This window comes from Acetobacter nitrogenifigens DSM 23921 = NBRC 105050 (genome assembly GCF_000429165.1).
Taxonomy (GTDB): domain Bacteria; phylum Pseudomonadota; class Alphaproteobacteria; order Acetobacterales; family Acetobacteraceae; genus Acetobacter; species Acetobacter nitrogenifigens.
The window spans coordinates 199,115-218,091 of the sequence record NZ_AUBI01000004.1 but is presented as its reverse complement, the minus strand read 5'-3'; the positions used below and the strand labels follow the sequence as shown (position 1 = coordinate 218,091).

Below are 18,977 nucleotides of genomic sequence, written 5' to 3'. Positions count from 1 at the left end.
ATGGCGCGCGCCAACGCTGCGTATTACGCCGGGCGCGACCCGTTTTCCGACTTCATCACGGCGCCGGAAATATCGCAGATTTTCGGAGAAATTCTCGGGGCGTGGTGCGTCGTCGCAGGGACGCGGCTGGGCGGTCCGGCACATCTGGTTGAGGCCGGTCCGGGACGGGGCACGCTCATGGCCGACGCCCTGCGCGTCATCACGCGGGCGGCTCCGGACTTTCTTCAAGGTGGGGCGGTGCATCTGATCGAGACCTCGCCGCGCCTGCGCGCCTGTCAGGCGGACGCGCTGCGCCCGTTTCCCGTGTCGCCGGTCTGGCACGAGACGCTGGAGACCGTGCCGCGTGGGCGCATGGTGCTTTTGGCTAACGAGTTTCTCGATGCGCTGCCGATCCGTCAGTTCATCAGAACGTCTGATGGGTGGGGCGAACGCTATGTTGAAGGCGGCGACTGGCGCGTCGAAAGCCTTCACGACGCGCCCCCGGAACTTGCCGTGCGTGATGCGGATCTGGACGACGTCGTGGAAATCTGCCCGGCGGCGCTGGCGTTCGCCGAAGCCGTGGGCGAGAGGCTCGTCGCCGATCCGGGCGTCGCGTTGTTCATCGATTACGGGACGGCGCGTTCGCTGCCTGGCGACTCCCTGCAGGCGCTGCGCGACGGCCGTCCAGCATCGCCGCTCGTCGATCCCGGTTCCGCTGACCTGACGGCGCATGTCGATTTCGAGGCGTTCGGCGCTGCCGCGCAACTGCGAGGGGTGCGAAATTTCGACGTCGTGGAGCAGGGGCGTTTGCTTGCGTCGCTTGGCGCCGTCGAACGCGCCGCAGCGTTGTGCAAGAACGCGCCGGAGCAGGCGGGGGCGATTCGTTCCGGGTTGGACCGGTTGATGGCGCCCGAGCGTATGGGGCGTCTTTTCAAGGCGATCGCGCTTGCATCGCCGGGGCAGGTCGCTCCGCCGGGTTTCGAGCCTGATGGGGCGCCATTTTCCGTGACGGGACAAAGGAGTTCGCGCAATGACGACTGACGGCGGTTTTTCCGCGCCAGAAGGCTGGGTGCTGCGCGCTCCCGCTCTGCCCGGAACGCGGCACGGGTTTTTCACAAGGTTGGGCGGCGTCTCGGCAGCGCCTTACGCCAGCCTGAACTGTTCGGCGCGTTCGGGCGACGACCCGGACGCCATCCGTGAAAATCGTCGGCGGGTGGCGGTCGAGATCGGCGTCGCGCCGGAGATGCTGCTCGGGGTGTCGCAGGTTCACAGCGCCGACGCGATCATCGTTGACGAACCATGGGCGTTTGGCGAAGGCGCGAAGGCCGACGCCATGGTGACGACGCGACCTGACGTTGCGCTGGGCGTGATCACGGCGGATTGCGCGCCGGTGCTGTTCGCGTCGCGCGACGGTCGTGTGGTCGGCGCGGCGCATGCGGGATGGCGCGGCGCGGTCGGTGGCGTGCTGGAGGCGACGCTGCGCGCGATGGAAGCATGCGGCGCGCGAGCGTCGGACGTCGTGGCGGTGGTCGGTCCCTGCATCGCCAGTCGGAGTTATGAGGTCGGCGAGGACATGCGCGCCGCCGTGTTGCAGGACGGGGACGACGCAGAAGCGGCGCAATGGTTCGCTCCCGGCGTCCGCGATGGGCATTATCAGTTCGACCTTGCCGGTTATTGCCAATGGCGTCTGCGTGCGGCCGGCGTTGGCGAAGCTCTCGCGCTCGGTGTGGACACACTGAGCGACGAGCGCCGCTTTTACAGCCACAGGCGGCGAACTCTGGCGGGCGGCGGTCATATCGGCCATCAGATCTCCGTCATAGCGCCAACACAACACGGAGGCGCCGTATGACCGTGCGTCATATAGCTTCACTGGCGGCGGCGGTTTCGGTCATCAGCCTGACTGGATGTCTCGACGTGCCGCACCCGTTCAGAAATCCCGGCGGCGTGGCGAGCGAGCTGGCCCATAATCCGCCGCCGTCGCGCCTCGACGTGCCGACGCCGACGGACGTGCAGATGAAGCCCGAACTCGCGGCAATCTGGGCGAAGGATATAGCCGCGATTCTGCTGCAGCAGTCCGTGCCCGCGATCGCGCAGCCGACGCGTCCCGGCGACTGGTGGCTGAAGCTCCGTACCGAGCGGCGCGGAGGGCAGATCGTGCCGCTTTACAGCATTATGACGCCCGCAGGGGCTGTGCGTGCGACACAAGAGGGAACCGGCGTGCCGGTCGATGCGTGGTCGGCTGTCGATTCTGGCGCCGTCGCGCAGATCGCGCATGAGGGCGCGGATCAGGTCGTCTCTGCTTTGAGTGGCATTCAGGCCGATCAGATGGATCAGGACCCGCACAGCCTGAAGCATCGTCGGGCGCGGGTATGGTTCAAGGGAGTGACCGGCGCTCCGGGCGACGGCGACGTCTCTCTGGCGCGGGCCTTCGCCGCGTCGTTCCGGGGATCGGAGCAGACCATCCAGACATCGCCTCAGGACGCCGATTTTACGGTGGCGACCACAGTCAAGCTGACGGCGGGTCCGCCGGGATCGCGCAACAATCCGCAGCAGGGCATCGAGATCGCGTGGCGCGTCACGGACAGTCACGACAAGGAAGTGGGTATCGCGACGCAGTTGCACGACATTCAGGCCCATTCGCTGGACGGGATGTGGGGGGACGTAGCTGTAGCGGCGGCGCAGCAGGCGGCGGAGGCCGTCGGAGAGATGATCACGCGCTACACCGGACGCGACGTCGCGCCTATCAAGCCTCCGGGGCAGGCGGGCGCGCCAGGAACTGCCGCAGCAGGTCAGACGAAGGCTCCGCCGCCAGGAGGTTGACGGCGCAAGAGCGGCTTTGCGCCACATTGTGTCGTGTCGGCAACAGAGTGAGGAAAGCGCGTCGCCCCCGCTTGTCAGAGGCGGCTTCTGCCTGATCTATATCTGCATGACTATAGACAATGCAAAATGAGTCTTGGCAACGTCGTGCGATCTTCCACATTCACGCCACGAAAAAGCCTGCGCGTGTACAGCGTTGGCGCAGGTATTTTACTCGCGTTGATTGGCGCGGGGCTGAAGCAGGGGGTGTGTGCGCCCTCGTCACACGGCGCGATCTTGGTGTCCGATATGCAGGGGGAAAAGGTTTCGACACCGGCGCATCCGGTTCGGATAGCCGATCTCTGGTTTGCGCATAACGAAGTTGTCGCGATGCTGGGGGCGGCGGACCGTGTCGCTGTCACGGTCGACAAGCCAGCCAATCAGCCATGGTTGTTTCAGGTCAGTCCGGCGTTGAAAGCTGCGCGCTTTGTGACGCCGGGTTCGGCTGACGTAGAGGGATTGCTGGCGGACAAGGTCGATCTTGTGTTCGTGTCCACCGGGCTGACCGACGTGAGCAAGCTGCGTGAAGCCGGACTGCCGACCCTCGATATGAGCTTTCGGGACATGGCGGGGCTGCGCCGTTCCGTCGAACTGACCGCAGCCGCGTTGAATGACGTCACGGCGCGCGAGAAGGCGGCGCGTTACAACGCGGCTCTCGACACTCAGCTCGTCGAACTGGATACAGCCCTTGCCGCCGCGCCCGCTGCGACCCGCCCGAAAGTACTTCATCTTAAAAGCCTGTTTCCACTTATGGCCGACGGACGCGACACGATCATCGATCAATGGATCACGCGTGCTGGTGGAAGAAACGCCGCCGGGGAGGTGTCCGGAAATATGCGCCCGGTCGATATGGAGCAAATTCAGGTCTGGGACCCGGATGTGATCATCGTTCAGGGGGGCGTGCCGCTTCCAGCCGCCGGGACTCCCGCCCCGGCGGGATGGGACGTGTTGAGGGCTGTTCGAAACGGCAAGGTGTTCATGAATCCCACCGGAGTCTTCCCCTGGGATCGTTATGGGTCGGAGGTGCTGTTGCAACTGCGCTGGGTAGCGAAGTTGCTGCATCCGGATCTGTTCGGGAAGTATGATCTTCCTGCAGACAGCAAGAAATTTTATCAGGATTACTTTGGTGTTTCGATGACGCCGGGGCAAATAGACCGGATTTTGACGAGCCGACCGCCAGCGGATTGAGCCGGCGGCATGTGGCGACCGCGACGTTCGGGCCGGTGTCGCTATGATGTGTGCGGTGGGTCATGGCGGCGCATCGTCGTATCGGACGATGCACGCTCAAGCGCCGTTCAGTCCGATGCTGTGTCTGGCGTTTCGCACACAAATTCCATGTCGATAATCAGTAACAGTGTTTGGTTATATTTTCGATAACGGTATCCTGTGTAGCATATTTTCGAACGTCCGTTTGAAGCGATACGCCCGCTCACACCGTGACTGTCGATACAGATATTGCGCGTGGTCTGGAAAGCGGCCTTCGTCAATCATGTGTAGTAGGTTACATAACCAATCAATGTTCGCGCTGTATTAACGATTTTTTGAAACACTACAACTGATGTGTAAAATTGAATACAAATATTGTATATTTTCATAAATAAAGAAAATAAAAATATCTTATAATATGGGGTAATTTAGTCGAGAATGCGTATGTCCCCGCCGCCAACGTTCATCCCGATTGCGTGTTTTTTTCTCTGGATTCGATTGTTGAGATTGCCTCGATGCAGATGGCGGGAAAAAGAAGTAACGCAATAGGTGAAAAAATCAGAAAAGCGGCGGCGGTATGCAAACCGGGAGCAATGAATCGAGTGGCCACGTTGCGGCTACCTTCGTTGAAAAAATAGACCATAAGGCCAATAATGATCATGACTGTAGGAAAATATGCGTGAAGCGCCCTTACATGTGTGGCGTCAGCGCGAGCGTTGTCCACGCTGGAGACGGCGCTTTGTACTGAAGATCCTCCCGACAGCCATGATGCAAGGTCAAAGAGAAGCTTACAGGGTAGAAAAAGCGACTCCAGAACACTTCTGAGCAATGTCAGAAAACCAAAGATGAGGTCGGGTACGATCAACGCTGCGGCGGCTGTCGCGCAGGAGGCGATGACGATTACGTTTCCAACCCCCTCCTGAATGATCGAGGTTGCGTCGGACGAAATGGAAAGACGTTTCAGTCTTTCCACCATTTTACAGGCTCGGGCTCATCCGCCAGAGTCAGTTCCTGTTGCCGTGCTACGCGCTCCCGCTTTTTGGGCGCGGCTGCGATTTGCGCCCGCAGATCCTTGACCTCTGCGAGGGCAGCCTGGCGCCCGGCACGTTCGGCGGAGAGTTCGGCAGTCCGATCCGCCAGTTCCATGTTCCGCGTCGCCAGAGACTGCTTCAGCTCATTGAGAAGCATCTCCGCATGTCCCAGCCGGGTTTTCATGGTCCGGTGTGACGTCTCGAGTTCGTTCAACTGACGTTCGGCCTGCTCGCGCAAACGTCGTTCATCGTCGAGAAGGCGTTTGTGACGATCGAGATCGACGCTTTCCGTTTCAGAAAAATGCGCGGTGCGGCCGGTCGGGCGCGTCAGCGCCTGTCGCTCGACCTGCACGTCTCCGTCCCGTACGAAACGGCGCTTGCGCTGCTGGTTCTGATCCATTGTGGGACGAAGCGAGAGGCGCGCGGGCGCGTCGTTGACCGGACGGGGCGTGTTTCCCGTGCGGGGGGGGCTTGGCGCGCGCTGGGAGCCGAGGCGATTGAGGGCGGCGCGAAGAGCAGCCTCCTCGGCGCTGCTGTCAACATTGGAGTCTTCGGACAGATCTTCGTCCAATTTGGAATTTTTTAGAAATCCGGAGTTCACTACCGTTCTTTCAGAAATCGTTGTATTGCTCGGGCCTGATCGCAGGCGTGTCGCACGCTGTTTGGCGGGACGGAATTATTTGAAAAAATTATCGCAACGTTACCGCCCGCCGCCAGAGGCTCGTTCAGGCTGTTTATACGGTAAAGTTGGCCCCCTCTAGCATGACGTTATCCACGTTTCAAGAAGGAAGATAACGAAGCCCGAGGGAGTATGGCGTGTCGGCGTCCGGCGTCACGTGTCGGGGATAGACGCTTCTCGCAAAGAGCGTCCTGGCGTCCACACCGTGTCGTTTCTGCCGTCGTCGTTCAAATGTCTGGCGAGAACGAAGAAGTAATCGGACAATCTGTTAAGAATAGAAACAAGAGCGCTGTTGATCTCGACGCTCCGGGACAGCGCGACCACATCACGTTCGGCGCGGCGGATGGAGGCGCGGGCCATATGCGCCCATGCTGCGGGCAGCGAACCGCCCGGAAGGATGAAGCTTCGCAGCGGCTCCTGCTTCTCTCGCAGACGTTCTATTTCGTGATCGATATCATCGGTCAGCGAGATGGAGACGCGTTGAGCCTTGGCGTTGTCCTGAGGCTGGCAAAGATCCGAGCCGAGATCGAAGAGCATGTTCTGCAAGGCGCTGAGGCGTTCTCTAAGCGCGCCGTCATGCATGACATGTGCTCGAAGCACGCCGATGACCGTGTTCGCCTCGTCGAGCGAACCGAGCGCCGCGATATGGGCGGAGGCCTTGCTGATCCGCGAACCATCGCCGAGAGAGGTTTCGCCTCGATCGCCGCCTCTGGTGGTCACCCGATCTATTCTCACGACCATGAGGCTGAGCCTTTCAAGACTGCAGGCGAAAAAGCGTCGGGAGCACGAAAAAATAGCGTCAACGTTTCCCTGCGGATAGTGCGCCCGGCTCCGGCGACATGCGCCCGGATAACCGAGTGTCGTCAGGCAGTCACGGGGACGTTTCGCACGCGTCCCCGTGGCGTCTGACTTAAAAGCCCGCCGGTTCGCTCGGAGTCGAGGCCTGCGTATGCGCTGTGCGCCGGCGTGCGGAGCGGCGACCGCCGGAGAGTTTTTCTGCGCTCTGAAGGTGGGCTTTCTCGCTGACCTGCATGTCCGCCACGTAAGACTTCAGATCAGGATCGGCGACCGTCGTCGCCTCCTGCTTCATCAGAGCTTCCGCGCTTTTATGCTGCTTGACGATCTCGGCAAGATACGCGTGATCGAGGCGAGAGCCCTTCTGGCTGGTCAGGCGCTCGATCAGCTTCTGGTCGTCGGGCGTGGGTTCGCTTGGCAGGGTGAAGCCGTGGGCCTTGGCGATTCCACTCAGGCGATCCTGATCCGCAGTGTGGTCTGTCACTACCGATCCTGCATAGGTCTTGATATTTGCGGAGTGACCTTCACTGGACTCGGCGTTGCTGATCGCAATTTCGACGAGATTGCTTTCGGCGGCCTGATGAACGAACGCTTCGTCCATGGCGGGCAAAAGCGGTCCGGTAAACTGCTTGGGGTGGTCGGCGCAAGCGGCTAGGGGAAGCATGGCGGCGATCGCCAGCCAGTTTTTTTTCTGTTTCATTGGTAACATACTCCACTGCCGATAGCTTCGACGAGAACCCGAGGCCTGCGACCGAAGAAACCCACAGGCTGATTAGCTGAAATGGCGTTAACACGCTCTATATAGATTGCACAAACCTGGCGCCCACACCGTCTTATGTTACAGATGTAATAGTTGTAAGTGATGTGTTCGACTGCTGATGACTTCTTAAGAAGGTTCGGCGAATTTCAAGGATGTCTTTATGTTGGTTCTGATGGCGCGTTTCTGGCGCTCGGCGGGCGCGCTGCTCGCTTGTGCGGCGGTGGCCATGGGGGCGGTCACGGCCCACCTTCCTGCAGAGCGGTTTGGACTCGGAGCGGGGCGGGAGATCGCGCATAGCGCTGTGGAAATGCATATGTGGCATGCTCTGGCGCTTGTGGGGTTGGGTCTCGGCGCCAGAAAGCCGACGCGCCTGATGGCTCTTGGCGGCAACGGTCTCGTGCTCGGGACGCTGATTTTCTGTGGCGCGCTCTATTTCACCGCATTCACGGGTCACCATCTGGGGGCGGTCGCGCCGACCGGCGGGTCGATCCTGATCCTGTCCTGGTTCGTGCTGGCCGTCGCGTTCGCAATCCATGAGTGAAGCTGAGCGGAGCCGTTGCGGCAGCGTCTATCAGGCGCCGCCCGGGCTGGAGAGCGTTCTCGCCGCCGAACTGGACCGGCTGGGTGCGGGCGACCTGATCTGGGTCGGGCCGTTGGCGATTTCGGAGCAGCCTCCGGCGTCGAGCGTTTGGGCGCTCGACATCTGGGCAGCGCCAGAGCGACGAAAAATCGCCTCGATCGGAGACGCGGCAAGCGTTCTGCGCGGCGTGCAGCGCAACTGGGCTCTGGTTCCCACGGGTCATTTCCGTCGGGCGAACCTTATCTCGGAGCGCTTGCCGCCGGTGAAGGCCGCTCCGCTCGTCTTTCCGCAGCCGGCGCCAGCGAGCCATCTGGGCGCGTGGACGCTGCTGGAGACGGACGAGCTTCTGTATTCCCCCACCAAGACGAGTCCGTTCCCCTCGGGCGTTCCCCGCTTCGTCGAGGACAGGGAAGGGCCGCCCTCACGCGCCTATCTCAAGCTGTGGGAGGCGTGCACGCGGCTCGGCCGCTGGCCTCAACCCGGTGAAACATGCGTCGATCTCGGCTCGACGCCGGGCGGCTGGACATGGGCGATCGCGCAACTCGGCGCGTCGGTCACGGCTGTCGATCGTGCGCCGCTCGCGCCGCAGGTCGCGGCCATGCCGGGCGTTACGTTCCGACAGGAAAGCGCTTTTGGGATCGACCCTGTCTCGGTCGAACGCGTCGACTGGCTGTTCTCGGACGTCATCGCCTACCCAGAGCGCCTTCTGGCGCTTGTGCGACGGTGGATCGAGGCAGGCCGTGCGGCGCGCATCGTCATGAGCGTCAAGTTTCAGGGTGAGACGGATTTTGCGACCATGGACGCCTTCGCCGCCATCCCCGGGGCGACGCTCGCGCATTTGTGGCATAACAAGCACGAGGTCACATTTTTCTGGGCCGATCCCGTTGCGTCGTGATCGTGCGCCGCTCATGTGAACAGGCACACGGCGCAATCCTCTTGCGTCGGACGGGAGCAGGCGTGGCCGGACGGAATCATCCGTCTGAGCAGGCAGGCTCCCATAAGAACACACAGAAGCGCGCGGCAGCCGACCATTCGTCCGTAACGCGCTGATACCGAAGGATATGTCATGGCTGGTCGTCTGACCACGGCGGCGGCTCTGCTCGCCACGCTCCCGTTCCTGTCTCCGCTCGCGGCGTCCGCCCGCGACTTTACGCCAGCGCCGCAGGTCGGCGCCGCCGCGATCAGCCCGGTGGCGGCGCCCTACGCCCCGGCTGAAGACGGCCCGACGGCGGTCAAGGCGGCGTTCGCACGCGCCAAGGCCAGCGGGAAATCGGTCCTTATCGATTTCGGCGGCAACTGGTGCCCCGACTGCCGGATGCTTGCGGGCGTTTTCGCGATTCCCGAAGTGAATACGTGGCTTGGGCAGAACTTTGAAACGGTCAGCGTGAATGTGAACCGTTTCAACGCCAACATGGACATCGCGCAGGGTTATGGCGTGACCATTAAATCGGTTCCGACCGTGCTGATCGTGACGCCGGACGGCAAGCTGCTCGATCCGGACGGCGCGACGGCCCTTGGAAATGCACGTCGCATGTCGGCGCAGGCCGTGGTCGATCTGATCGCGCAATGGGCGGCGCGGACCTGAGCGTCGGATTCCGATCAGGCGACTGAAGGTAAGGCGAGACGGTGAGGCGCGTAGGTTGATCGCAGCTCGCCTCACACGGTTGTTACAGAAAAGGGGGGCGATCCATCGGATCGTCCCCCTTTTTCGTCGCAGGCCGGTTATTCCCGATAAAGCGGGACGCAGACGCGCTCCGCTTTATCGATCCGGAATCAGGCAGCCTTCAGCTGAGCCTCGGCGAACTCATAGTTGGCGAGCTTGTCGAGGTAGTTGGTGATGTAGTCGGGACGACGATTGCGGAAGTCGAGGTAGTAGGCGTGCTCCCACACGTCGAGGCCTAGTAGCGCCTTGCCCTGGCCTTCGGCGAGGGGGTTGGAGCCATTGGCGGTCTTGGTCACGGCAAGCTTGCCTGCCGGGGTCAGAACCAGCCATGCCCAGCCGGAACCGAACTGCGTCGTCGCGGCCTTCTTGAACTCTTCCTTGAACGTCTCGACGCTGCCGAGGTCGCTCTTGATCTTCTCTTCAAGCGCGCCCGGAATGCCGCCGCCGTTCGCGGACAGGTTGTTCCAGAACAGGATGTGGTTCCAGTGTTGTCCGGCGTTGTTGAACACCGGCGCGGACGCGGCGTCGCCCTTGACGGCGAGAATGATCTCGTCGAGCGACTTGCCCTGCAGTTCCGGCTTGGCTTCAACGAAGCCGTTCAGAGCCGTGACATAGGCCTGATGGTGCTTGTCGTGGTGAAGCTCCAGGGTTTCCTGGCACATGCCTTTGGCGGCAAGCGCGTTGTAGGAGTAGGGGAGGGCTGGCAGTTCGAAGGCCATGACATGCTCCTTGGTGATTTATCCTGAGTTCAGGGCGGAGTGGCGCCGCCCGCAACAGCTATGTGCCGACCGGGGGACCGTCAAGAGACGGAGGCCCCGCGCGGCGCCATTCATCTCCATAAGGACCGTAACGCGATGAACGCGGAAGAAGATGCGGCGACCCGCGCAGCGCGGGCCTGCGCCGAGATTGCGCGCAAACGCGATCCCGACAGGTTTCTGTGCGCGATGTTCCTGCCGCCTGCCGTGCGAAGCGTCGCGTTCCCGGTGATCGCGTTCAACTGCGAGATCGTGCGCGCGCTCCACCAGCCCGTGTCGTCGGCGTTCGCGGGGCCGATGGCGGGGCTTATCAGGCTGCAGTGGTGGCGCGACATCGTGCAGGCGCCGGAACGTCGTTTTCAGGCCCGTCACGATGTCGCGATGACTCTGGGCGAGCTGCTTGAAGAGGGGCGGATTCAGCCGCAACCTTTGCTGACCATGCTCGAAGCGCGCGAAAACGAACTCTACGGTCTGCCGGACTGGGAGGGATGGCGTCAGGCGATGCGCGACGGTTCCGGACAGATGCAACGCATCGTCGGGTCGTTGCTCGGGCTGAAGGACACGGCGTTGCTGGAGCGTATTGAGGAGGCGGGCGCAGCCTACGCCGCAGGCGCGCTGTTACGCCATTTGCCTGCGGTGCTGGCGGGCGGACGGCCCGCGCTTCCGTCGGAGGCGTTGGTCGCCGCTGGCCTCGATCCTGAAGATCGCGCCGGGCTCGCGAAAATCGAGCCGGAGCAGCTGGCGCTTCTCGCCGCCTCCTTGCGTCAGGAAGGGACGGCGTTGTTGCCGTCAGGGCGTGACGCTGCGCCCCGGCGCAACGCAGGGTCGCAGCGTCACGCCCTGCGGCTGGCGTCCCTGCCTGCGACGCTGGCCGTGCGCGATCTGCGGCGCGAGCCGGTCCAAATGGGACAGGAGCGGGGACTTGGGGACCGGCTGCGCGTCGTTGTCAGGGGATTGTTGCGATAGGGGGCAGGGCGGCGGACCTTCGGAGGTTTCGCCGAACAGGGCCTGGGCGCCTTGTCCGTGTCGTTCTGGCGCTTAGCTCTTGCGTGATCCACGTTCGAGCGGCGGCGGTCTCGGTGACGGGGTGATCTCGCCTGGTTGGAGCGTTGCTTCTGTGGCGGGCGTCGAAGAGCGGGCGCCTGATATGGTCGAGCGCGGCCTGCGACAGCCGGGCTGGCGAGAGAGCGCAGGAAAAACGGCAAGAACGCAATTATATGGGCGCATTCATACGGGTGACGGCGCATGCGCGACGTCACACAGGCAGGTCTCGGCTGTCTGCGATCGTCTCCATCGAGATGTAGGATGTGACCGTGTCCAGATCGATCTTCTCGATCAACTGTCGGTAGACCGTGTCAAAGGCGTTCATGTCCTTCGATACGATTTTGAGCATGTAATCGTAATCTCCGGCGATCCGGTGGAAATCGGTCACGTTTGGAAGAGCGAGCACGAGCGCCCGAAATCGTTGCAGCCAGTGCTGGTCGTGGTGGCGCGTGCGCACCATGACGAACACGACCAGCCCCAGCCCGAGCGCCGCCGGGTCGATCCGCAGGGTTTGCCTGTCGAGAAACCCTTTTTCGCGCAACGCCGAAAGACGTCGCCAGCAGGCGTTTTGCGACAGCCCGACAACGTCCGCGAGGGCGCGTTGAGAGAGGGAGGAGTCCTTCTGCAATGCGCGGAGCAATGCACGATCGATATGATCCAGATTTTCGGCCATTGTCAGATCATATGACAACAAAATTCGTGATTCAAAGCAGAATATGAGTTGGAACTCGCGCCTCCAGTCGTGGTCGAATCACCATGACATCATTCAGGTGAGCCAAAACCATGATTGCCGATCGTGCGCCGTTCGACCGCTTCGAAGCCTCTCTCGCCACAGGCGACGTTTTGTCTGCATTGCGTGAAGGACTGATCGGCGAGGGCGCTCCGGTCCCGGGACCTTTCGGCGTCCATCCTCTTGTGTACGCGGATTATATCGCCTCCGGCCGCTCCCTGCGGCAGGTCGAGGATTTCATTCTCGAGCATGTCCTGCCCTACTACGCGAACAGCCATACCGAAGCGTCGTTCTGCGGCATGTACATGACGCGCACCCGCGAAGCGGCGCGCAGAATTATTGCCGATCAATGTAGGGCGACGGACGACTACGCGACGATTTTTGTGGGCTCCGGCGCCACCGCAGGGATCAACCGACTGGTGGAACTGCTGGGCGTGGGGTCGGCCGCGCGCGAGGGGACATCTCGCCCGGTCGTTTTTATTGGTCCTTACGAGCACCACTCGAACATCCTGCCCTGGCGCGAGTCCGGGGCGGAGATCGTGGCCATCGCCGAAGCCGCTCAGGGAGGGCCGGATCTTGACGTCCTTGAGGCGGCGCTCAGGGCGGCCGGACCGGAGCGGTTGAAGGTCGGCGCGTTCTCGGCGGCGTCGAACGTCACCGGCGTCATGACCGACGTGGACGCTGTCAGCGCCGTGCTGCGTCGCCACGGAGCGGCCGTGGTGTGGGACTACGCGGGCGGCGGCCCTTACCTTTCCGTGGACATGCGCGCAGGAACGGAATTCCAGAAAGACGCGATCGTTATTTCACCGCACAAATTTCTCGGCGGACCTGGCGCTTCCGGCGTGCTGATCGTGCGCAGGCAGGCAGTGACGCTTGACCGCCCGGTCTGCCCCGGCGGCGGGACCGTGCGCTTCGTCTCGCCATGGGGACATGACTATTCGGTGAATGTCGTCAGCCGAGAGGAATCCGGCACGCCGAACGTGATCGGCGATATCCGCGCCGCGCTGGCCTTTCTGGTCAAGGACGCCATCGGTCAGTCCAGAATGGACTCTCGCCATGCGCAGTTACGCGAACGCGCGCTGCAGTATTGGCGACGTAACGACCGGATCGAAATTCTGGGTAACAGCGCGGCGGCGCATTCGTTGCCGATATTTTCCATCAGGGTGCGCGGTGAGCGGGGAGAAGGATTTGTCCATCAGCAGCTTTTCACGCGCATGCTGTCCGATCGCTACGGCGTGCAGGCGCGCGGCGGTTGCGCTTGCGCAGGGCCGTATGCGCACGATTTGCTCGGGATAGGGCGCGAACATTCGGTCGTTTTGAGAAATTCAATTCTAAGTGGTGACGAGATTGAAAAACCTGGCTGGACGCGCCTGAACCTGAGCGTGCTTCTCACCGACCAGAAGGCGCAGTTCATCATCGGCGCCGTGGACGAACTCGCGCGGGACGCTACGGAAATCGCAGCCCTGTATCACTGCGACAAGAGCACGGCTCGCTTTACGCCATTGGCCGGCTGAGGCGGTCGGGCGGCTCGGAGGATTCTGCGTTTGATCTCGCAGGAAGGGAAAGCAACTACGGTTGCAGAAGGGGTTGTGCAAAGCGGGAGAGGCGGAGACCGTCTCGAAAATTTCGCTTTGTCTGTTATGACGCCAGAAAGACCCAGATCGCGCTGCAGAGGGCCAGCCCTGTCAGGGATACGATCGTCTGGAGGACCGACCAGACCATCAAGGTCTGCTTCAGCGTCAGTCCGAACAGTTCGTGCACCATCCAGAAACCTGCGTCGTTGACGTGACAGAAGAAAACGGAACCCGCCCCGATTGAAAGCGCGACAAGCGATGTTTGTGGAGACGAAAGGCCCATCGTCGCGAGAAGCGGGGCCATGAGTCCCGCAGTCGTTGAAGTCGCGACTGTCGCAGATCCCGTCGCCTGACGAAGGCAAACCGCGATCAGCCACGCCAGGACGACGAGAGGTAGAGACGAAGATTCCGCGATCTTGCTGATCGTCCCGGCGATCCCTCCGCTGAGCAGAACCTGCTTTAAACCGCCCCCGGCGCCTATGGTCAGCAAAAGCACGGCGAGCGGCGGCAGGCTGTCATGCAACGTGCGGCCTGTTTCACGACGCGGCTGGCGGCTCAGCCAGCCGAGAACGATCACAGCAAAGAACACTGAAAGCAGGAGCGCCATAAAGGGCTCGCCAACAGTGTTAAGAATGTGCGCAGCCATACCATTCCGGGGCAGGCACAACTCCGACGCCGTGCGTGCGAGCATCAGCGCGACAGGTAGCAGGATCGTCATCGCGGCGGCGGCAAGAGAGGGCTGTCGCTCCTGCCGCACGTTGCCGGGAGACGAGAAATTCGCCGACGCCGCCGTGGAGATCGTTCGGTATTCCGGTCGGGTGGAAAGAAAATTTCCATACACAGGCCCTGCGAGGACGACGGCTGGCACAGCTATCGCCAGTCCGAGCAGTAATGTCGTTCCCAAAGAGGCGTGCAGGGCGGATATGGCGATGAGAGGCCCCGGATGCGGCGGGACCAGCGCGTGCAGCACGGTCATGCCCGCAAGGGCGGGAATAGCGATACGCAGCACTGGCTGACGCGCGGTTCGGGCGACGCCGAGGACGAGCGGAAGCATGATTACCAGCCCGACTTCGAAAAACAGCGGCAACCCCACCAGCATGGCGGCGACGGCCACGCACCACGGAAGCGCGCGCGCCGAAAGAGGCCTGCCGCCCGGACTCAGGAGCGCCGTCACCAGTCGATCAGCGGCGCCGCTGCCGGCCACCATGCCGCCGAGCAACGCGCCCAGCGCGATGATGAGGCCACTGTCCCCCAGCAAATGACCTGCTCCTGCCTGAAAGGATGCGATGGCCTTCGCCATGTCCAGACCCGTGGTGGCGCTGAAAACGATGGCGCCGAGCAGGATCGCAAGAAATGGAGGCAATTTCGCCAGACTGATCGCCACAACGATGACCAGCAGGGCGAGCGCGCAGGAAATGATGACGCCGGTGTCGTGGGCGCTCCACGCCGTCAGATGATGCAAGGGTTTTGGCCTCGTCTGTTTCTTTGGCCAGTCATGAAGCACGCCGTGGCAGGAGGGAGGGATCATCATCTCGTGAGAACTGGCGTTTCTTCACGGTTGAGGTTCGCTCGTTCTCGTTGCGCGGGACTTCTTATGGCGACTCCCACACTTGCAGATGCGACTGTTCGTCAGGGAGCGTGGTCATGCGCCTGCTGACATATCCGCGCAGGGTGGTCCGAAAGGACGGAGCGTGTCATGAGAGGCGTGGACTGGCCGGGTGAATGTTGACCTGACGCTTGAGCGCGTCATGGAGATGATGAACGTTCACGCGGCGCCTGACCGGGGGGGGGGGGTGCCAAGAGCGGGCAGCGACTCAACAATCTTACGAACGAAGACGCGCACGGGACCTTGCGGCGGACCAGTTTTCCACATTGTCAAAAGGGATATCATGATGACGGGACCATCGGACTACGTGCCTCCTAAAGTCTGGACGTGGACAGCGCCTGGCGACGGAAAATTTTCCAGCACAAACCGTCCGACAGCAGGAGCTACCCATGACAAGAAGCTTCCTGTGGGCGAACACCCCCTTCAACTCTACTCTCTCGGCACGCCCAACGGTGTGAAGGTAACAATCCTGCTCGAAGAGCTGCTGGCCACGGGTCACACGCAGGCGGAATATGACGCCTGGCTCATCCGTATTGGCGATGGCGAGCAGTTCGGCTCAGGTTTCACGGAAATCAATCCGAATTCCAAAATTCCGGCGCTTGTCGATCTTAGTCATGAACAGCCGATAGCCGTTTTTGAATCTGGCTCCATCTTGCTGTATCTCGCGGAAAAATTTGGGGCGTTCATCCCGAAAGATATTGCTCACCGGACAGCATGCCTCAACTGGCTTTTCTGGCAGGTGGGAAGCGCGCCCTATATCGGCGGCGGTTTCGGTCACTTCTATGCGTACGCGCCAAAAAAAATAGAATACGCGATCAATCGTTTTTCTATGGAGGCCAAACGCCAGCTGGACGTTCTGGATCGACGCCTTGCGGAAAGTCCCTTCGTCGCGGGTGTTGAGTATACCATTGCCGATATGGCGATCTTTCCGTGGTATGGCGGTCTGGTGGAAGGTTGGCTTTATAATGACGCCGCCACATTCCTGAGCGTACAGGACTATCCCCACCTCAAGGCTTGGGCGGATCGACTGCTGGAGCGGCCTGCAGTACAGCGTGGACGTATGGTCAACCGGGTATTTGGAGACCCGTCCAGTCAGCTCCATGAACGACATGACGCTTCGGATTTCGAGACCAAAACTCAGGATCGATTGGTCAAGAAATCTTGAAGTTTTATATTTGAAGAAATTTTGGATTTTCGATTGCACCTGTGGTCGGGAATCCGAATGTTGAGAAATTCTCATATGGCAATGTGAATACTGTTTACGGATACTCTCTGGCATTCATGTTGATGCTCATTTTTTGAGGCGTCGAGAGAAACAGGCGTCTCACCTGCTTTCAATATCCACCATATTTACAAAAGCCATAACCGGCTTACCCATATGATTCATCCGAACCATCGCCCGGATGAATCATATGGGGTAAGGTATCGTCTTGCTGAGCATCACGTTCATAATTACGATACAGAAATGTGTATCTCACGCCGCATCACGCTGTTCCTGCCTGTTATACTCCTCGCCGTATGTGGCGTCGCTTCGGGAAATATTCCGGGAGATCCGGCCTATGCGGAGAGCCTCAAGCCAACATCTCCGAAGCAGCCTGGCGCGATTGACGAGGCGCGCATGGCGCAGGCGGATGCCGAACCGCAAAACTGGTACGCGACGAACCGGACGTTTGCGGCCGATCATTACTCCCCGCTTAGCCAGATCAATGATTCCAATGCCGAGAGGCTTGGCTTTGCCTGGCAATACAATACCGGAACCACGCGTGGTCTGGAGGCGTCGCCCGTTGTGATCGACGGGGTCATGTATGCGACCGGAAACTGGGGAGTGGTCTATGCGCTCGATGCGGCGACGGGGCGCGAGCTATGGACATTCAATCCACATGTCGACGGACGATGGGCCAGGCGGGCGTGTTGCGACATTGTCAATCGTGGCGTGGCCGTATGGAAAGGCAGGGTCTATGTCGCAGCGCTCGACGGACGGCTCTTTGCGCTGGACGCCGGGACCGGGCGACAAATATGGGTTCGCGATACGATCATCGACCATGATCGTTTTTTGACCAGTACCGGCGCGCCGCAGATCGCCGGAGGCAACGTCGTCATCGGCAATGGCGGCGCCGAGATGGGGGTGCGCGGTTACCTCACTGCTTTCGACGCCGAGACCGGCGCTTTTGCATGGCGCTTCTTCATTGTTCCGGCCGACCCGTCCAAACCGCAGGAGAATCCTGAACTGGCGATAGCGGCGCCGACCTGGGGCCCGAAGAGTCGTTGGGACGTGGGGGGAGGCGGGGCTGCCTGGGACGCGATGGCGTATGATCCGGAGCTGAATCTCCTGTATGTCGGGACAGGCAACGGGTCTCCGCATCCGGCGTTCGTTCGCAGCCCGGGGGGAGGCGACACTTTGTTCGTGTCTTCAATTCTCGCGCTTAATCCAAAAACCGGTCGCATGAAATGGTATTATCAAACGACGCCCCGAGATAGCTGGGATTTTACCGCGACGCAGCAGATGACGCTGCTCGATCTGAGGATAGGCGGAACGTTGCGGAAAGTTCTGGTTCAGGCGCCGAAGAACGGATTTTTTTATGTGCTCGACAGAGCGACTGGAGAATTGATCTCGGCGGAAAAATATACCGACGTAAACTGGGCTGATCATATCGACATGAAAACCGGACGGCCCGTGTTTACGGCTCAGGGGGATTACTCGCGCGAGCCGAAGCTGGTTTATCCCGGGGAGGCGGGCGGCCATAACTGGCGGCCGATGTCATATAGTCGCAGGACGGGATATGTTTATATCCCAACGCTGGATTTCCCGATGGTGTTTTCACTGTCGCGCGATCTTGCCTACCATCGCGGCACGGACAATTCGATGGATGTCACGGACCGCGCCGCGATATCCCGTGCACAGAAAGGCGAAGCTGATATCCCGGTCATTCGCCACGATACGTTGCAGGCCTATGACCCGGTTCATCAGCGGGCGGCATGGTCTGTGGTTACAAGCACGGATCCCGAGCAAAGCGGAGGCGTGCTTTCGACAGGCGGCGATATCGTGGCGCAGGGGGATGCGACCGGATTTCTGAACATATACGACGCCAGAACCGGAGCGCCGCTCAGCCATATTCGCGTCGGCACAGGAATCATGGCCGCGCCTGTCAGTTACGCCGTCGCCGGGCGTCAGTACATTGCAGTTATGGCTGGCCTCGGTGGAGCATCCGCCTGGGAGTTTCCAGAAAATTCGGCGGGGTATCGCTATGGCAACGCAGGGCGCATTGTGGTTTTCGCGCTGGACGGCGGCGCTGTGCCGACCCCGGCGTTGGTGAATCGCTCGGTGGTCGCGATATCGCCGCCCTCTGGAATCAGGACTTCGCCTGAGATGATTACGCGCGGCGCCCGTCTTTTCGACTCCGCGCGTTGTTCGGGATGTCACGTTCCTGGAAAGGCCGGCATCGCCCCAAATCTTTTGACTATGCAGGAGTCGACGCATCGCGCGTTTGACCAGATCGTTCTCGGCGGCGCGCTTTCGGCGGCCGGAATGGCGAGCTTTTCCGATATCCTGACACAATCGGATGCGGACGACATCCACGCTTATCTGGCGAGCGAAGCGAAAAACACCGCGACACTGCACACTGCGGTGCGCCATTAGAGCGCCGCGCGGGCGGACGTAAACATGCAGGCCAGTTGGCCGCGTCTGCGAAACGGCGTAAGCGCATACGCTTTCAGGTCAC

18 protein-coding genes are annotated in these 18,977 nt (G+C 61.2%); 11 read left to right on the top strand and 7 right to left on the bottom strand.

The annotated features are described in order from the left end of the window. The 4 genes from G442_RS21365 to G442_RS0107790 all read left to right on the top strand — a co-directional run bounded on the left by G442_RS21365 (position 1) and on the right by G442_RS0107790 (position 4,023). Complete coding sequence (locus G442_RS21365) at positions 1–1,020, top strand: class I SAM-dependent methyltransferase (RefSeq protein WP_051292113.1); 1,020 nt, start codon at positions 1–3, stop codon at positions 1,018–1,020. Then, positions 1,010–1,828, top strand: coding sequence for a peptidoglycan editing factor PgeF (gene pgeF / locus G442_RS0107800; RefSeq protein ID WP_026397547.1), 819 nt, complete (start codon positions 1,010–1,012; stop codon positions 1,826–1,828). Before G442_RS21365 ends, pgeF begins: the two co-directional genes overlap by 11 nt. Beyond that, positions 1,825–2,799: a hypothetical protein gene (locus tag G442_RS0107795; protein WP_035376331.1), complete on the top strand. Its 975-nt coding sequence runs from the start codon at positions 1,825–1,827 to the stop codon at positions 2,797–2,799. The genes pgeF and G442_RS0107795 overlap by 4 nt, the downstream gene beginning before the upstream one ends. A 126-nt stretch (positions 2,800–2,925) precedes the next feature. Then, positions 2,926–4,023, top strand: a complete 1,098-nt coding sequence (locus tag G442_RS0107790) for an ABC transporter substrate-binding protein (protein WP_246789362.1) — start codon at positions 2,926–2,928, stop codon at positions 4,021–4,023. A gap of 481 nt (positions 4,024–4,504) precedes the next feature. Here G442_RS0107790 and G442_RS0107785 read toward each other — a convergent pair whose 3' ends face one another. From G442_RS0107785 to G442_RS21360, 4 genes are all read right to left on the bottom strand, one after another. Further along, entirely contained in the window at positions 4,505–4,906 is a 402-nt protein-coding gene (locus G442_RS0107785) for a hypothetical protein (RefSeq protein WP_211229127.1), read from the bottom strand. Between the two features lie 95 nt (positions 4,907–5,001). Then, positions 5,002–5,643, bottom strand: a complete 642-nt coding sequence (locus G442_RS0107780) for a hypothetical protein (RefSeq protein WP_026397543.1) — start codon at positions 5,641–5,643, stop codon at positions 5,002–5,004. A 261-nt stretch (positions 5,644–5,904) separates the two neighbouring features. Continuing rightward, positions 5,905–6,492: a cob(I)yrinic acid a,c-diamide adenosyltransferase gene (locus tag G442_RS0107775; protein WP_026397542.1), complete on the bottom strand. Its 588-nt coding sequence runs from the start codon at positions 6,490–6,492 to the stop codon at positions 5,905–5,907. Between the two features lie 169 nt (positions 6,493–6,661). Next, positions 6,662–7,246 (bottom strand): DUF4142 domain-containing protein, encoded by a 585-nt coding sequence (locus tag G442_RS21360; RefSeq protein WP_035376330.1) that lies wholly within the window; start codon positions 7,244–7,246, stop codon positions 6,662–6,664. 220 nt (positions 7,247–7,466) lie between these two features. Between G442_RS21360 and G442_RS0107765 the strand changes: the two genes are divergently transcribed. The 3 genes from G442_RS0107765 to G442_RS0107755 all read left to right on the top strand — a co-directional run bounded on the left by G442_RS0107765 (position 7,467) and on the right by G442_RS0107755 (position 9,471). Next, positions 7,467–7,847, top strand: a complete 381-nt coding sequence (locus tag G442_RS0107765; RefSeq protein ID WP_051292086.1) for a DUF423 domain-containing protein — start codon at positions 7,467–7,469, stop codon at positions 7,845–7,847. Further along, on the top strand, positions 7,840–8,781 hold the full coding sequence (locus tag G442_RS0107760; protein ID WP_026397540.1) for an SAM-dependent methyltransferase: 942 nt from the start codon (positions 7,840–7,842) through the stop codon (positions 8,779–8,781). The genes G442_RS0107765 and G442_RS0107760 overlap by 8 nt, the downstream gene beginning before the upstream one ends. A gap of 171 nt (positions 8,782–8,952) precedes the next feature. Next, positions 8,953–9,471 carry a thioredoxin family protein gene (locus G442_RS0107755; protein WP_026397539.1) on the top strand — a complete coding sequence of 173 codons (519 nt, stop codon included), beginning with the start codon at positions 8,953–8,955 and terminating at the stop codon, positions 9,469–9,471. Between the two features lie 188 nt (positions 9,472–9,659). Here the strand turns inward: G442_RS0107755 and G442_RS0107750 are convergent, their stop codons facing one another. After that, positions 9,660–10,268, bottom strand: coding sequence for a superoxide dismutase (locus G442_RS0107750; protein ID WP_026397538.1), 609 nt, complete (start codon positions 10,266–10,268; stop codon positions 9,660–9,662). Between the two features lie 135 nt (positions 10,269–10,403). Here G442_RS0107750 and G442_RS0107745 point away from each other — a divergent pair, with 135 nt between their 5' ends. Then, positions 10,404–11,270: a squalene/phytoene synthase family protein gene (locus G442_RS0107745; protein ID WP_026397537.1), complete on the top strand. Its 867-nt coding sequence runs from the start codon at positions 10,404–10,406 to the stop codon at positions 11,268–11,270. A 289-nt stretch (positions 11,271–11,559) separates the two neighbouring features. On the opposite strand, the gene G442_RS0107740 is transcribed toward G442_RS0107745, so the two are convergent. Further along, complete coding sequence (locus G442_RS0107740) at positions 11,560–12,021, bottom strand: Lrp/AsnC family transcriptional regulator (RefSeq protein ID WP_026397536.1); 462 nt, start codon at positions 12,019–12,021, stop codon at positions 11,560–11,562. Between the two features lie 110 nt (positions 12,022–12,131). On the opposite strand from G442_RS0107740, the gene G442_RS0107735 reads away from it, so the two are divergent. Then, complete coding sequence (locus G442_RS0107735; RefSeq protein WP_026397535.1) at positions 12,132–13,592, top strand: aminotransferase class V-fold PLP-dependent enzyme; 1,461 nt, start codon at positions 12,132–12,134, stop codon at positions 13,590–13,592. Between the two features lie 124 nt (positions 13,593–13,716). Here the strand turns inward: G442_RS0107735 and G442_RS0107730 are convergent, their stop codons facing one another. Continuing rightward, positions 13,717–15,180 carry a GntP family permease gene (locus tag G442_RS0107730; RefSeq protein WP_084440448.1) on the bottom strand — a complete coding sequence of 488 codons (1,464 nt, stop codon included), beginning with the start codon at positions 15,178–15,180 and terminating at the stop codon, positions 13,717–13,719. Positions 15,181–15,544: 364 nt separating this feature from the next. Between G442_RS0107730 and yghU the strand changes: the two genes are divergently transcribed. Both yghU and G442_RS21355 read left to right on the top strand, forming a co-directional pair. After that, positions 15,545–16,423: a glutathione-dependent disulfide-bond oxidoreductase gene (yghU, locus tag G442_RS0107725; RefSeq protein WP_026397533.1), complete on the top strand. Its 879-nt coding sequence runs from the start codon at positions 15,545–15,547 to the stop codon at positions 16,421–16,423. 213 nt (positions 16,424–16,636) lie between these two features. Next, complete coding sequence (locus G442_RS21355; RefSeq protein WP_146882353.1) at positions 16,637–18,895, top strand: PQQ-dependent dehydrogenase, methanol/ethanol family; 2,259 nt, start codon at positions 16,637–16,639, stop codon at positions 18,893–18,895. Positions 18,896–18,977: the final 82 nt, after the last annotated feature.